The 14,208-nt window shown below is 67.4% G+C and carries 11 protein-coding genes; 7 read left to right on the plus strand and 4 right to left on the minus strand.

Annotation, left to right across the window (positions count from 1 at the left end):
* The first annotated feature begins 51 nt into the window (after window positions 1–51).
* Window positions 52–2,799, plus strand: coding sequence for a [protein-PII] uridylyltransferase (locus tag NEF64_RS16510; protein ID WP_056409063.1), 2,748 nt, complete (start codon window positions 52–54; stop codon window positions 2,797–2,799).
* Window positions 2,800–2,969: 170 nt separating this feature from the next.
* Here NEF64_RS16510 and NEF64_RS16515 read toward each other — a convergent pair whose 3' ends face one another.
* The 4 genes from NEF64_RS16515 to NEF64_RS16530 form a co-directional block, all read right to left on the minus strand.
* A complete protein-coding gene (locus NEF64_RS16515) occupies window positions 2,970–5,789 on the minus strand; it encodes a TonB-dependent receptor (protein WP_056409061.1) in 2,820 nt (939 codons plus the stop codon).
* A gap of 333 nt (window positions 5,790–6,122) precedes the next feature.
* A complete protein-coding gene (gene infC / locus NEF64_RS16520) occupies window positions 6,123–6,653 on the minus strand; it encodes a translation initiation factor IF-3 (RefSeq protein WP_031396176.1) in 531 nt (176 codons plus the stop codon).
* A gap of 99 nt (window positions 6,654–6,752) precedes the next feature.
* The gene (gene thrS, locus NEF64_RS16525) at window positions 6,753–8,744 is read right to left on the minus strand and encodes a threonine--tRNA ligase (RefSeq protein WP_056409059.1); all 1,992 of its coding nucleotides are present in this window, start codon (window positions 8,742–8,744) and stop codon (window positions 6,753–6,755) included.
* Between the two features lie 215 nt (window positions 8,745–8,959).
* Window positions 8,960–9,775, minus strand: coding sequence for an LD-carboxypeptidase (locus NEF64_RS16530; protein WP_056409056.1), 816 nt, complete (start codon window positions 9,773–9,775; stop codon window positions 8,960–8,962).
* A 48-nt stretch (window positions 9,776–9,823) separates the two neighbouring features.
* Here NEF64_RS16530 and NEF64_RS16535 point away from each other — a divergent pair, with 48 nt between their 5' ends.
* The 6 genes from NEF64_RS16535 to NEF64_RS16560 all read left to right on the plus strand — a co-directional run bounded on the left by NEF64_RS16535 (window position 9,824) and on the right by NEF64_RS16560 (window position 14,171).
* Window positions 9,824–11,248, plus strand: a complete 1,425-nt coding sequence (locus NEF64_RS16535) for a Mur ligase family protein (RefSeq protein WP_056409054.1) — start codon at window positions 9,824–9,826, stop codon at window positions 11,246–11,248.
* Between the two features lie 36 nt (window positions 11,249–11,284).
* The gene (locus tag NEF64_RS16540; RefSeq protein WP_031395112.1) at window positions 11,285–11,539 is read left to right on the plus strand and encodes a DUF6356 family protein; all 255 of its coding nucleotides are present in this window, start codon (window positions 11,285–11,287) and stop codon (window positions 11,537–11,539) included.
* 438 nt (window positions 11,540–11,977) lie between these two features.
* Window positions 11,978–12,385, plus strand: a complete 408-nt coding sequence (locus NEF64_RS16545; protein ID WP_056409053.1) for a hypothetical protein — start codon at window positions 11,978–11,980, stop codon at window positions 12,383–12,385.
* On the plus strand, window positions 12,382–12,585 hold the full coding sequence (locus tag NEF64_RS16550; protein WP_056409051.1) for a helix-turn-helix transcriptional regulator: 204 nt from the start codon (window positions 12,382–12,384) through the stop codon (window positions 12,583–12,585). Before NEF64_RS16545 ends, NEF64_RS16550 begins: the two co-directional genes overlap by 4 nt.
* Before the next feature lie 51 nt (window positions 12,586–12,636).
* Window positions 12,637–13,374, plus strand: a complete 738-nt coding sequence (locus NEF64_RS16555) for an alpha/beta fold hydrolase (protein ID WP_056409048.1) — start codon at window positions 12,637–12,639, stop codon at window positions 13,372–13,374.
* Window positions 13,371–14,171: a hypothetical protein gene (locus tag NEF64_RS16560; protein WP_414711858.1), complete on the plus strand. Its 801-nt coding sequence runs from the start codon at window positions 13,371–13,373 to the stop codon at window positions 14,169–14,171. Before NEF64_RS16555 ends, NEF64_RS16560 begins: the two co-directional genes overlap by 4 nt.
* Window positions 14,172–14,208 lie beyond the last annotated feature (37 nt).

Here is a 14,208-nt window from a genome sequence, read left to right on the forward strand (position 1 = left end):
AATCCCGCAATCAGGATGACGAATGGCGCCGCGCGCCCTATCTGGTCCCGCATGACCGGCCGCTTCGATCACCTGCCCAACCGCCGCGCGATCATCGATCGCCGCGCGGTCGCCGACACCATCGCCGCGCTGGACGAGACCGATCCGGTCGCGCTCGGCCGCCAGGCGACGATCCTGCTCAAGGCCGCGCTCGACGCGGGCCGGGTCGAGGTCGCCAAGCGGCTCGCCGAACATCCCAGCCGCGGGCTCGAGGTGTCGAGCGCGCAGGCCTATCTGATCGACCAGCTGCTCCGCCTGCTCTTCGACTTTACGACCACCCGGTTGCACCCCGCGCCCGCCCCCACCCCCGACGACCGGCTCACGCTGATCGCGGTCGGCGGCTATGGCCGCGGCGAGATGGCGCCGCATTCGGATGTCGATATCGGCTTCCTCACACCGGGCAAGCAGACCCCGCGGGTCGAACGCATCATCGAATCGATGCTCTACACGCTCTGGGATCTCGGGCTGAAGCTCGGCCAGTCCAGCCGCTCGCTCGACGAGATGATCCGCCAGGCCAAGGCCGACATCACCGTCCGCACCGCTTTGCTGGAGGCGCGCTACGTCACCGGCGACATGGATCTCTACGAAGAGGCGTCGCGCCGGTTCAAGGTCGAGGTCCAGGCGGATACCGCGCGCGCGTTCATCGCCGACAAGCTCGTCGAGCGCGACCTGCGCCACCGCAAGATGGGCGACACGCGCTATGTCGTCGAACCCAACGTCAAGGAGGGCAAGGGCGGCCTGCGCGATCTCCACGCGCTCTTCTGGATCGGCAAGTACATCTACGACGTCCAGCGCGCGGCACAGCTCGTCGATGTCGGGCTGTTCACCAAGGCCGAATATCGCCTCTTCCACCGCGCCGACAATTTCTTTCAGGCGGTGCGCTGCCACCTGCACAGCATCACCGGTCGCGCCGAGGACCGGCTGACCTTCGACGTCCAGCGCGAGATCGCCGACCGGATGCGCTTCTCCGACCGTCCGGGCAAGCCGAAGGTCGAACGCTTCATGCACTTCTACTTTCTCCAGGCGAAGACCGTCGGCGACCTGACCGGCGTCTTCCTAGCGCATCTCGACGAGAAGTTCGCCGCGCGCGGCCGCCGCTTCGGCCTGCCGACGATCCGCCGCAGCCCGCGACGGCTGAACGGCTTCGTCCTCGACCGCGGCCGGCTCGCCCTGCCCGACGACGACTTCTTCCGCGCAAGTCCGGTCCGGCTGATCGAGATCTTCCAGCTCGCCGACCGCAATACGCTCGAGATCCACCCGCTCGCGATGCGCGCGGCCGCACGCGACGTGAAGCTGGTCGACGACATCCGCGACGATCCGACCGCCAACGCGCTGTTCCTCGACGTCCTCAGCTCGCCGCGCGATCCCGAACTCGTCCTGCGCTGGATGAACGAGACCGGCGTCTTCGGCCGCTTCGTGCCCGATTTCGGCCGCGTCGTCGCGCAGATGCAGTTCGACATGTATCATCACTACACCGTCGACGAACACACGATCCGCGCACTCGGCCTGCTCGCGCGGATCGAGAATGGCGCTTTGAAGGACGACCATCCGCTCGCCAGCGCGATCTTCCGCCAGATCGTCTCGCGCCGCGTCCTCTATGTCGCGGTGCTGCTCCACGACATCGCCAAGGGCCGCGGCGGCGATCATTCGATCCTCGGCGCCGAGGTCGCGCAGCGCCTCTGCCCGCGCTTCGGCCTGTCGCCGGCGGAGACCGAGACCGTCGCCTGGCTCGTCCGCTGGCATCTGCTGATGTCCGCGACCGCGTTCAAGCGCGACCTGTCGGACTTCAAGACGATCCTCGATTTCTGCGACGTGGTGCAGAGCCCCGAGCGACTCCGCCTCCTGCTCGTCCTCACCATCGTCGATATCCGCGCGGTCGGCCCCGGCGTCTGGAACGGCTGGAAGCGGCAGCTGCTCGGCGACCTCTACGAATCTGCCGAGGAGGTGCTCCGGCTCGGCCACAAGCAGAAGGGCCGCGCCGAACGCATCGCCGCCAAGCACGAGACGCTCCACGCCGATCTCGGCTGGAGCGACGCCGAATTCGCCGCGTTCGTCCGCCGCATGCCCGAGGCCTATTGGATCGCCGAGCCCGAGGACGTGCTCGTCCACAACGCCCGCTTCCTCGCCGGCACCGGCGACGCGCAGCTCGCGATCGACGCGCATGTCTATCCCGGCCGCGGCGCCACGCTCGTGACGATCTACGCCGCGGATCATCCCGGGCTCTTCTACCGCATCGCCGGCGCGATCCATGTCGCGGGCGGGAACATCATCGACGCGCGGATCCACACCACGCGCGACGGCATGGCGGTCGACAATTTCCTCGTCCAGGACCCGTTCGGCCGCCCGTTCGACGGCAGCGAACAGCTCGCCCGGCTGAAGACCGCGATCGAGGATGCGCTCGCCAACCGCGGCAAGCTCGCCGACCGCCTCGTCGCCAAGCCGCTCCCGCGCGCGCGCGCCGAGGCGTTCGACATCGTCCCCAACGCGATGATCGACAACCGCGCCTCGAACCGCTTCACCGTGGTCGAGGTCAACGCCCGCGACGGCCCCGCCTTGCTCAACCGGCTCGCCCAGGCGCTCTTCCAGTCGAAGGTGACGATCCACTCCGCGCATGTCGCCACCTATGGCGAACGCGCGGTCGACACCTTCTACATCACCGACCTCACCGGCGACCGCATCACCGCCCCCGCCCGGCTGAAGACCCTCGAACGCCGCCTGCTCGCGGCGGCCGCCGGCAAGCAACTCGACCTCGCCGCCTGACTAATCGTCATCCTGACGAAAGTCAGGATCCAGAGCCACGAACGTCTCGCTGAGTTATCCTGGATCCTGACTTTCGTCAGGATGACGGACGTGAACGAAGGCCCGCCACAAACGAAAAAGGCCGGCCCGCTCTCCCGAGCGGACCGGCCTTCCCTAGCGACGTTGAACGATCAGAATCGCGTGCGCACCGTCAGCCCATAGGTCCGCGGCTCGGCAAGGTACGAGGTGAAGATCTGGTTCCCCACACCACCAAACGCCTTCACCTGATCGAGATTGCCAGCACCCTGGAACGGCGCGTTGAACCCGACCTGCTGGTAATCGGTGTCGAGCAGGTTCTGCGCCCACAATTCGACCGCCCATCTCTGCGCCGGCCCGCGGATGCCGATCCGCGCGTTCATCAGGAAGAAGCCGTCCTGCGTCTTCTCGGTGAACAGGTCCGACCCGGTATTATAATCGCTGGTCATGCGGCCATCGATGTAGAACAGCCCGGTGATCCCCGACGACCCCAGCTCGGGCGTCCACGTCCCCGACGCGGTGACCGTATGCTTGGGCGCGTTCGACAGCGTGTTGCCCGACAGCAGGAACAGCGCGGGGTCGAGGGCCTCGCCCGTCTCCGACCCGACCAGGTTGTTCTTGAAGGTCGTGTCGACATAGGTGTAGCCGAGGCTCACCGCGACGTCGCGGACCGGGAACAGCCCCGCCTCGAGCTCGACGCCCTGCGACCGCACGCCATATTTCACGTCGCCGGTGCACGCGCCCGTCGCCGCACTCGCATCGCGATCCGCGCCGTTCAGGCTGGTGTCGCACGAGCTGATGTTCTGGACGATGAAGTTGGTGCCGTTGAACGTGTTGAGCTGGAAGTTCTTGAACTCCTGGCGGAAGCCCGCGACGTTGAAGGTGAACTGCGCGGAGGTGAACTTCAGCCCGAGCTCGTAGGAATTGACCGTCTCGGGATCGAACCGCAGCCGGCTCGCGCTCGCATTGGTCGGCGACGAGAACACGTTCGCGGTCAGGTCCGACCGGTCGAGGTTGTAGCCGCCCGCCTTGTAGCCGCGCGAATAGGACGCATAGAGCAGCGTGTCGGTACGCGGCTTGTACGACACGATCCCCGTGCCGCTGAACTCGCCTTCCTTGAACCCGTCGTTCAGATCGAGCCCGTTCAGCGCCGAGGTCGAATTGCCCGTGCAGGTCAGCGTGACGATCCCGCCGACCAGAGTCTTCAGGCTGGCGGGCACCGCCGCACTCGCCAGCAGCGGGCTCAGCGCCGCCTGCTGCGCGGGGCAGACGGTGTTGTTGTTGTTGAAGTCGGCGTGGAAATCCTTCGCCTCATGCGTGTAGCGAAGCCCGCCGGTGATCGACAGCTTGTCGGTGACCTTGAAGATGTTGTGCGTGAAGAACGCGTAATTCTCGCTGTCCTGATAATAGGTCGACCGCTGGTCGCCCAGATTGTTGAGCGTGCTCAGCCGGTCGATGCCGCTCAGGATGGTACCGGTCAGCGCGCCGAAGGCGGGCTGCGTGCCCGGAACCTGTCCCGACAGGACCGCACGTCCCGTCGCGCTGAGGCAGCCCGGATTGGCCGGATTGCGCAGCGCCGCCGCCGGGTTGACCGTCGCGACGATCCGGCACGCGGCGAACGCGCCGTACTGCGTCCCGAACTTCAGATTGTCCGCAACGACCAGGTCTTCCTTCGAATAATAGCCGCCGACCAGCCAGTCGAGCTTGTCGTCGAACAGCGACCCGTTCAGCCGGACTTCCTGGCTGAAGGTGTGGAACTGGCGATAGCTGTTGCCGTCGTCCGCGCGGTACCCGATGTCGAGATTGCCGTAATCGATGTCGGCCGCGCCGCCCGACTTGTATTCGCGGTACGCGGTGATCGAGGTCAGCTGCGCAAAGCCGAGGTTCGCGTCGATCTGGCCCGAGCCGCCATAATCCTTGGTGATGTTCGAATAGGCGCGGCCCAGCGTGTTGGCGATGCGGCGGTTATACGGGTCGCCCTGGCTCGGGAACACCGCGCCCATGCTCTGCATGACCTGCTGGATGCGGTTGCCCGCGGGGTTGATCGCGAAGTCGCCCGCGACGCCGGGCGTCGGATCGATCTTCTCGCGCGTGTCGATATAGACCGCGCCGCAGCACTTTTCGTCACGCCGCGTGTAATCGCCGATCAGCCGCACCGACACGTCGCTGCTCGGCTCGAACAGCAGTTGCCCGCGCACGAAATAGCGGTTGCGGTCGTTATAATCGGTCTGGTTGATGACGTCGTAATAATAGCCGTCGCGCTTGCCGAACACGCCGTCGAGCCGGAACGCCAGCTTGTCCTTGATGATCGGCCCGGTCAGCCCGCCCGCGATGCGGATATTGTTGTAATTGCCATAGGTCGCGTCGCCGTAACCGCCGAACTGGTAGGACGGCAGCTTGGTCAGGATGTTGATCGTGCCCGCCGATGCGTTGCGCCCGGCCAGCGTCCCCTGCGGCCCGCGCAGCACCTCGATCCGGTCGACTTCGCCCAGATCGTTCAGCCCCGACCCCGTGCGGCTGCGATAGACGCCGTCGATGAACACCGCGACCGAGCTTTCGAGGCCGGGATTGTCGCCGACCGTGCCGATGCCACGGATACGCGCCGAGGCGTTCGCCTCCGAGCCCGTCGACGAGATCAGCAGCGACGGCGCGAGCTGGGTCATCTGGCGGATGTCGGTCGCACCCGAATTCTGCAGCGCGGCCTGGCCGACCGCGGACACCGCGATCGGAACGTTCGACAGCCGCTCGGAACGGCGCGTCGCGGTGATGACGATGTCGCCCGCATTGATCGGCTGAGGATTCGCGTTCTCGGCAACCGGCTGCTGCTGCGCATCGACCGACGCGGCGGCGGTACCCGATGTATTTGAGGGTACGGTCTGCGCCTCGGGCTGCGTCGTCGGGACATCCTGTGCGAAGGCCGGCGCCGCGATCGCGATCGTCGCGGCGGCAGACAACAGATATGCGGTCATGCGCATGGGCATCTCTCCTGGCGGCTTCGAATTATTTCGAATTTCCGGTTTGGTCAGGAGGTAATTGGAATTTTCATGCAGCGTCCACCGATTTCCGTATGCGGAAGTAACTTTCCGGTCGCTGTGTCGCACTTCCGCAACACCGAGCAATAACACCGCGTGATAGCCCCGAAATCGATGCATCGCGCAGGGGCGGTTCGACCGCGGCGGTTGACGCTACGGAAAGGGTCATGGTGACCTGCACCCCAACGCAAACGGCCCACCGCCCCGGACAGGGGGCGATGGGCCGGTCGCTATCGTCGTATCGCGTCCCGCATCGCGGGCCGCGTCGTCACGCCGTTACTTGGGCGCGAGCACCATCAGCATCTGACGGCCTTCCATGCGCGGATACGCCTCGATCTTGGCGATCTCCGCGACGTCGTCCTGCACGCGCTTCAACAGGTTCATGCCCAGCTGGCCATGGCTCAGCTCGCGGCCACGGAAGCGCAGCGTGATCTTGACCTTGTCGCCCTCGCCGATGAAGTCGTTCACCTTCTTCATCTTCGTGTCGTAATCATGGTCGTCGATGTTCGGACGCATCTTGATCTCCTTGATCTCCTGCGTCTTCTGCGACTTGCGTGCGAGGTTCGCCTTCTTTTGCGCCTCGTACTTGAACTTGCCGACATCGAGGAACTTAGCGACGGGCGGATCGGCGTTGGGCGAGACCTCAACCAGGTCCAGGCCATGCTCGGCCGCCTGCTCGATCGCTTCGCGCGTGTACATCACGCCCAGATTCTCGCCCTCGTGATCGATCACGCGGACCTTCTGGCTCTGGATGAATTCGTTGAATCGCGGGCCGTTCATCGCGGGCGTCTGCATGGGCCGGCGCATCGTGGGAGGACGTATGGGGGTTGCTCCTGTTGTTTCTGACGAAGTATTTGGGCCGGCTTATAGCGCAGAAAGCTCTGCGCGGAAAGCCGGCCTCGTCCATCACATATCGGGAGCGCGCGCCTCGATCGCAAGGCGTGCCACCGCCTCGTCGAGCGACAGCATCTCCTGCCCCTGGCTGCCCAGCCGGCGAATCGCGACCGTCGCCTCGTCCGCCTCGCGCTTGCCGACCACGAACAGCACCGGCACCTTGGCCAGGCTGTGCTCGCGCACCTTGTAGTTGATCTTCTCGTTGCGCAGGTCGGTCTCGACGCGGATCCCCGCCTTGCGCAGCGCGGCGACGACCTTCATCGCATAGTCGTCCGCATCCGACACGATCGTCGCGACCACCACCTGCACCGGTGCCAGCCATAGCGGAAAGCGCCCGGCATGATGCTCGATCAGGATACCGATGAACCGCTCGAACGTGCCGAGAATCGCGCGGTGGAGCATCACCGGCCGATGCCGCTCGCCATCCGCGCCCACGTACGACGCATCGAGTCGCTCGGGCAGCACGCGGTCCGACTGGATCGTGCCAACCTGCCACGTCCGCCCGATCGCATCGGTCAGATGGAATTCGAGCTTCGGCGCATAGAACGCCCCCTCGCCCGGCAGCTCCTCGAACTTGTCCTTGATCGTGTCGGACAAGGTCGACTGCATCACCGCCTCGCGCAGCTCCGCCTCCGCCTTGTCCCACATCGCATCGTCGCCGAACCGCTTTTCGGGGCGCAGCGCGAGCTTCACCGCATAATCCTCGAAGCCCAGATGCTTGTACACGCTGTCGAGCAGCTCGCAGAATTTCCGGACCTCCTCGACCAGCTGGTCCTCGCGGACGAAGATATGCGCGTCGTCCTGCGTGAACTGGCGGACGCGCATGATGCCGTGCAGCGCGCCATGCGGCTCGTTGCGGTGGCAGCAGCCGAACTCCGCCATCCGGATCGGCAGGTCGCGGTACGACTTGATCCCCTGCTTGAAGATCAGGACGTGCGCCGGGCAGTTCATCGGTTTCAGCGCCATCAGGTCGCCCTCGCCCGACAGGACCGCGCCCTCGTCTTCCACATTGGGGATCTCGTCGGGCACCACGAACATGTTCTCGCGATACTTGCCCCAGTGGCCCGACTGTTCCCACTGTTTGGCGTCCATCAGCTGCGGCGTCTTCACTTCGGCATAGTCCGCCGCATCGAGCCGCCGGCGCATATACGCCTCCAGCTGGCGCCACAGCACGAAGCCGTTGGGATGCCAGAACACCGAGCCCTGCGCCTCGGACTGGAGGTGGAACAGGTCCATCTCCTGCCCGATCTTGCGGTGATCGCGCTTGGCCGCCTCTTCCAGCCGGAACAGATGCTGGTCGAGCTGCTTCTTGTTGAGCCAGCCGGTGCCGTAGATCCGGCTCAGCATCGCGTTCTTCTGGTCGCCGCGCCAATAGGCTCCGCTCACGCGCGTCAGCTTGAACGCAGCCGGGTCCAGCTTGCCGGTCGACACCATGTGCGGCCCGCGGCACATGTCGAGCCACTCGCCCTGGCGATAGATCGTCAGTTCCTCGCCCTCGGGCAGCTCGGCGGCCCATTCGGCCTTGAACGTCTCGCCCTGCTCGGTCCACCGGTCGATCAGCTGCTGACGCGACCAGACCTCGCGCAGGAACGACTCGTTCCGCGCGATGATCGCGCGCATCTCGGCCTCGATCGCGGGCAGGTCCTCGTCGGTGAACGGGCGATCCTTGGGCGCAAAGTCGTAATAGAAGCCGTCATCGGTCGCCGGCCCGAAGGTGATCTGCGTGCCCGGGAACAGATGCTGCACCGCTTCGGCCATCACATGCGCCAGGTCATGCCGCACCAGCTCGAGCGCATCCGCCTCGTCGCGCGCGGTGACGAGCGCCAGCTGCGTATCGCCCTCGAACGGCCGGCTCAGATCCCGCACCTGCCCATCGATCCGCGCGGCGAGCGCCGCCTTGGCCAGCCCCGGCCCGATCGCCGCGGCGACATCCGCGGGCGTAGTCCCGGGCGCAACCTCGCGGACGGAGCCGTCGGGAAGCGTAATGCGGAACATGGCAGACATGAGGAACTTTCTCGTGATGGAAGAACGGCGCTTATGCCGTCGCCCAGCCGATATAGGCAACCCGCCACGCACCGACACCCCACGAACCGCCCCCATGTTCCCCGGCGAAGGCCGGGGCCCAGTTGGGAAACGCCGCCAACAAAGGACCGCGCCCAGTTACGCCGACCTCACCACCTGGACCCCGGCCTCCGCCGGGGTGGAAGCAATCCGCCCCCTCACCCCACCCCAAACGGCACCACATGGTTCCCCTGCGTGTGCCCCACCTCGGCCCGCCCCAGATACGGCACCCCCATATCCCGCGCCCACCGCACCATCATGTAATCGAGCGTCTCCCCCCAGGCCGGCTCGTTCGCCTGCACCGCGGTCACCGCCCCGAGCCGCAAGCCCGCAATCCCTTTCAGCTGCGTCGCGTTCGCCACCTTGAACAGCATCCGGTCGATCGCATACATCGGCTCCGACACCTCCTCGACGATCAGCACATGATCGGTCAGATCGGGCAGCCACGGCGTCCCGATCAGCGACGTCAGGATCGACAGGTTGAACGCCGCCGAGGGCTGCCCCCCCAGCCCCGGCTCGAGTCCCGAACGATCCCCCCGCGCCATCCACCCGAGCGACCGCGCCACCGTCGCCTCGCCGTCATGCCGGTTGATGTCGCTGACCATCGGCCCGTGCGCCACCCGCCCGATCCGCCGCGCGTACAGCGCCCCCAGCAGAAACCCGACGTCCGAATAGCCCAGATAAATCTTGTGCCGCGCCGCGCGCCCCAGCTCGGGCATCACCATCTGCAGGATCCGGTTCGCGCCATAGCCCCCGCGCAGGAACCAGATTGCGTCGAACGCCGGATCATTGGCGTATTCAAGAAACGCCGCCGCCCGCGCGAAATCCGACCCCGCGAAATGCCCGTCGGTCGCGGTGCACTGCGGATGGAACACCAGCTCGACCTCGGGAAACGCGCGCGCCGCATAGGCGGTGACCACGGGGATCGCCGAAGGATTGGTCCGGCTCGACGCGGCGAGAACACCGATGCGCATGGTTCGTCCTGTCTTGCCCCGTTACGCAACCGCCGATAGCGCGAGCACATGGATATCACCAACCCCTCCGACCAGACCGCCGCCGACCAGCCCGCCTATTTCTTCATCGGCATCGGCGGGTCGGGCATGATGCCGCTCGCGATGATCCTCGCGGGCCGCGGCGCGACCGTCGCAGGCTCGGACCGCAATCTCGACCAGGGCCGCGTCCCCGCCAAGTTCGACGATCTCGCCGCCAAGGGGGTCGCGCTCTTCCCGCAGGACGGCAGCGGCATCGTTTCCGCGGACCAGCACGTCGTCGCCTCCGCCGCGATCGAGCCGACCGTCCCCGACATGATCGCCGCCGCCGCGCTCGGCTGCCCGCGCGCCACCCGCGCCGAGCTGCTCGCCTCCTTGTTCAACGACAGCCGCCTGCCGATCGGCGTGGCGGGCACCAGCGGCAAGTCGACCGTCACCGGCATGATCGGCTGGATCCTCCACACCGCCGGCCGCGACCCCACCGTGATGAACGGCGCGGTCATGAAGAACTTCGCAGGGCCCGACGCCCCCTTCGCGAGTGCCTTAGTCGGCGAGGGCGACACCTTCGTCAGCGAGGTCGACGAAAGCGACGGTTCGATCGCGCATTACGCGCCGAAGATCGCCGTGCTCAACAATGTCAGCCTCGACCACAAGTCGCTCGACGAACTCCGCGCCCTCTTCGGCACCTTCATCGCCAAGGCTGAGACCGCGGTGGTCAACGCCAACGACCCCGACGCCGCCGCGCTCGCCGCCCGCCTCCCCCGCGGCCAGGTCACCACCTTCGCGATCGACGCCTCCGCTGACCTCCGCGCCGAAAACCTGAAGCCCGAACCCTTCGCGATAACCTTCGACCTCGTCTCGCGCGGCGCCCGCACGCGCGTGACGCTCGCCGTCCCCGGCCGCCACAATGTCGCGAACGCGCTCGCCGCGATCGGCGCGGCAATGGCCGCCGACGTGTCGCTCCCCGACGCGGTCAAGGCGCTCGCGAGCTTCACCGGCCTGCGCCGCCGCTTCGATCTCGTCGGCGAAGCGAACGGCGTCGCGGTGATCGACGATTTCGGCCACAACCCCGACAAGATCGCCGCCACGCTCGACACGCTCCACGCCTTTCCGGGCCGTCTGCTGATCCTGTTCCAGCCGCACGGCTATGGCCCCTTGAAGGTCATGGGCACCGAACTCGTCGCCACCTTCGTCGAACGCATGGCCCCCGAAGACCTGCTCGTTCTTCCCGACCCGGCCTATTATGGCGGCACCGTCACCCGCGAGGTCACCAGCGCCGACATCGTCGCGCAGATCGCCGCCGGCGGCCGCGACGCCCGCCACATCGCCGACCGCGCCGACGCCGCCGCGCTGCTGGTCGCCGAGGCGCGCCCCGGCGACCGCATCGTCGTGATGGGCGCGCGCGACGACACGCTCAGCCTGCTCGCGGCGACCATGGTCGAATCCCTCGCCGGCTGATAGGATAAGCCCGATCCCCCGTCCGGAGACCCGCCGATGTTCCGCCGCCTCTTCCTCGACCATCCCGCCACCGTCGGCGAAAGCTATGCCGAGCATTTCGGCGTCGCCAGCCGGTTCGGCGTGACGATGATCGCCGGCGGCCTCGGCGCCCTCGTCCACGCGGTCGTCCCCGCTTTGTGCAAGACCAGCGGCAGCGACACGGTCCGCGAACTCCACCGCCAGATGGTCGCCAAACGCGGCGCCGTCGCCGCCGACCAGACCCAGATGAAAACGGTAGAATTCATCATCTGACCCCGTCCCCCCGCGAAAGCGGGGGCCCAGGACGGCGGCAGTAAAGCGCCGCCCACCCCCCACCCGTCATCCTGACGAAAGTCACTACCCAGAGCCCAGCAGCGCTGCGCCCCATAACCCTGGATCCTGGGTCAAGCCCAGGATGACGGCGGTGAAGTGCAGCCCCCCACCCGTCATCCCGACAACGAGGAAGCGCCGCCCTCCCCACCCGTCATCCCGACGACGAGGAAGCGCCGCCCCCCTCCCCCCGTCATCCTGACGAAAGTCAGGATCCAGAGCCAAGCAGCGCCGAGCCCTGCCACCCTGGACTCCCGCCTACGTGGGAGAACGGACAGTCGTGATCGCATCCCCTCAACCCCGCCCCCGCTGTAAAGCCACCTTGACTCCGACACCCCCAGATGACAAGCTTCCTTTACCGATTCGAAAGGACGCTTGACCATGCACAAGAGCCCCGCGCTGCGCCGCTACAACGCCACCGTTCTCGGTCTCAGCCTTGCGTACATGGGCACGCTGTTCGGCGCGGTGGCGCTGTTCCGCAGCCATCCGCCGACCGGCCCGCTCGCCTATCTCCTCGCGGTGCTGCCCGCGCTCCCGCTGCTCGGCGTCTTCCTCGCCTGGGGGCGCTATCTGCGCGACGAGCCCGACGAATATATCCGCACGATGAACGTCCGCCAGACGCTGATCGCCACCGTCTTCATGCTCTGCGCGACGACGATCTGGGGCTTTCTCGAAAGCTTCGGCCTCGCCCCGCATGTCCCGGCCTATTCGGCGGGTGTGCTCTGGTTTGCCGGCCTGATGCTCGGCGGGTGCCTCAACATCGCCGCGGTTCGCGCAGGGACCGTATGAAGAACCGCCTGAAAGTCCTGCGCGCCGAACGCGACTGGAGCCAGGGCGACCTCGCCGACCGCCTCGACGTCTCGCGCCAGAGCGTCAACGCGATCGAGACCGGCCGCTACGACCCCTCGCTCCCGCTCGCCTTCCGCATCGCCGAGCTGTTCGGTCTTGCGATCGAGGACATCTTCACCAGCCCCTCCGCCCCCGTCTGAACTCGCCGCCTGACCTAGCCCCACCCGCCCGCTTTGGCTAAAGCCCCGCGCATGACCGACACCACCACCCCCGCGCCGGACCGCCCCCGCCTCGCCTATCACCACACGACCGGCACCGGCCCGACGATCGTCTTCCTGTCGGGCTATGGCTCGGACATGACGGGCACCAAGGCGGTCACGCTCGAGGCCTGGGCGAAATCGCAGGGCCGCGCCTATCTCCGCTTCGACTATGGCGGCTGCGGCCGGAGCGAGGGCGCGTTCGAGGATCAGACGCTCGTCGACTGGCGCGACGACGTGATCGCGATGCTCGAGGCCTTGGCGGACGGCCCCGCAGTGCTCGTCGGCTCGTCGCTCGGCGGCTGGCTGATGCTGCTGGTGGCGAAGGCCCGCCCCGATCTGGTCGCAGCCCTCGTCGGCATCGCCCCCGCACCCGACTTCACCGACTGGGGCTTCACCCCTGAGGAAAAGCTGACGCTGCTCAGCGCGGGCCGGCTCGAACGCGCCAACGACTACGGCCCCGAACCCACGGTCTACACCCGCGGCTTCTGGGCGTCGGGCGAGGCGAACCGGCTGATGTTCGGCTGGATCGAGATCCGCTGCCCCGTCCGCCTGATCCAAGGCCAGCGCGACAAGGCGGTGCCGTGGCTGCGCACCACCCGGCTCGCCGAGCTGCTTCGTTCAGCCGATGTGCAGACACTGCTCGTCAAGGACGGCGATCACCGCCTGTCACGCGATTCCGACATCGCGCTGATCATCCGCGCGGTCGAGGATGTGATCGCCCGCTTATGATCCTGATGCTGCTCGCCCCCGCGCTGCTCCTGTCCCAGGCCGCCAGCCCCGCCGCAAAACCTGCCGCGCCCCCTGCTGCCAAGCCCGCCGCCGCCGGCCCCGCCGACGATGCCACCCGGCTCCAGCGCTGCATCGCGACGATCGCGACCGATCCGGTCGCCGCGCGGGCCGAGGCGGGTCGCTGGCGGATGGCGGGCGGCGGCGCCGCGGCGCGCGACTGTGGCGGGCTCGCCTTTGCCGCGGAAAAGAACTGGGCCGCCGCCGCCGCCGAATTCGAGAGCGCGGCGCGCGACGCACAGCTCGCGCACGACGATCGCGCCGCGACCTATTGGGCGCAGGGCGGCAATGCCTGGCTCGCCGCGGGCGACGCGACCAAGGCGCGCACCGCGCTCGATTCGGCGCTCACCGCGGGGACGCTGACCGGGCTCCAGCTCGGCGAGGCACGGCTCGATCATGCGCGCGCGCTCGTCGCGGCGGACGATCTCGCCTCCGCGCGCACCGATATCGATCTCGCACTGACCACCGCGGGCGACGATCCGCTCGCCTGGCTCCTGTCCGCGACGCTCGCGCGGCGGATGGGCAATCTGCCCCGCGCACGCGGCGACATCGCCGAGGCGCTCAAGCGCTCCCCCGACGACGCCTCGGTCCAGCTCGAGGCGGGCAACATCGCCGCCCGCGACGGCGACGAGACCCGCGCCCGCGCCGCCTGGGCCGAAGCCGCCCGCCTCGCCCCCGACACCCCCACCGCCCGCAACGCCATCGCCGCGCTCCGCCAGTTCGACCCGCCCAAACCCTGATCCGCCCAAACCCTGATCGACCGTGAGAGCCGCACCC

It is taken from the genome of Sphingomonas aerolata (assembly GCF_023935825.1).
Classification (GTDB): Bacteria; Pseudomonadota; Alphaproteobacteria; order Sphingomonadales; family Sphingomonadaceae; genus Sphingomonas; species Sphingomonas aerolata.

Excerpts from the sequence above, each read along its gene's own strand:
- NEF64_RS16510 (WP_056409063.1), top strand. The coding sequence starts at position 52 with ATGACCGGCCGCTTCGATCACCTGCCCAACCGCCGCGCGATCATCGAT.
- NEF64_RS16515 (WP_056409061.1), bottom strand. The coding sequence starts at position 5,789 with ATGCGCATGACCGCATATCTGTTGTCTGCCGCCGCGACGATCGCGATC.
- infC (WP_031396176.1), bottom strand. The coding sequence starts at position 6,653 with ATGCGCCGGCCCATGCAGACGCCCGCGATGAACGGCCCGCGATTCAAC.
- thrS (WP_056409059.1), bottom strand. The coding sequence starts at position 8,744 with ATGTCTGCCATGTTCCGCATTACGCTTCCCGACGGCTCCGTCCGCGAG.
- NEF64_RS16530 (WP_056409056.1), bottom strand. The coding sequence starts at position 9,775 with ATGCGCATCGGTGTTCTCGCCGCGTCGAGCCGGACCAATCCTTCGGCG.
- NEF64_RS16535 (WP_056409054.1), top strand. The coding sequence starts at position 9,824 with ATGGATATCACCAACCCCTCCGACCAGACCGCCGCCGACCAGCCCGCC.
- NEF64_RS16540 (WP_031395112.1), top strand. The coding sequence starts at position 11,285 with ATGTTCCGCCGCCTCTTCCTCGACCATCCCGCCACCGTCGGCGAAAGC.
- NEF64_RS16545 (WP_056409053.1), top strand. The coding sequence starts at position 11,978 with ATGCACAAGAGCCCCGCGCTGCGCCGCTACAACGCCACCGTTCTCGGT.
- NEF64_RS16550 (WP_056409051.1), top strand. The coding sequence starts at position 12,382 with ATGAAGAACCGCCTGAAAGTCCTGCGCGCCGAACGCGACTGGAGCCAG.
- NEF64_RS16555 (WP_056409048.1), top strand. The coding sequence starts at position 12,637 with ATGACCGACACCACCACCCCCGCGCCGGACCGCCCCCGCCTCGCCTAT.
- NEF64_RS16560 (WP_414711858.1), top strand. The coding sequence starts at position 13,371 with ATGATCCTGATGCTGCTCGCCCCCGCGCTGCTCCTGTCCCAGGCCGCC.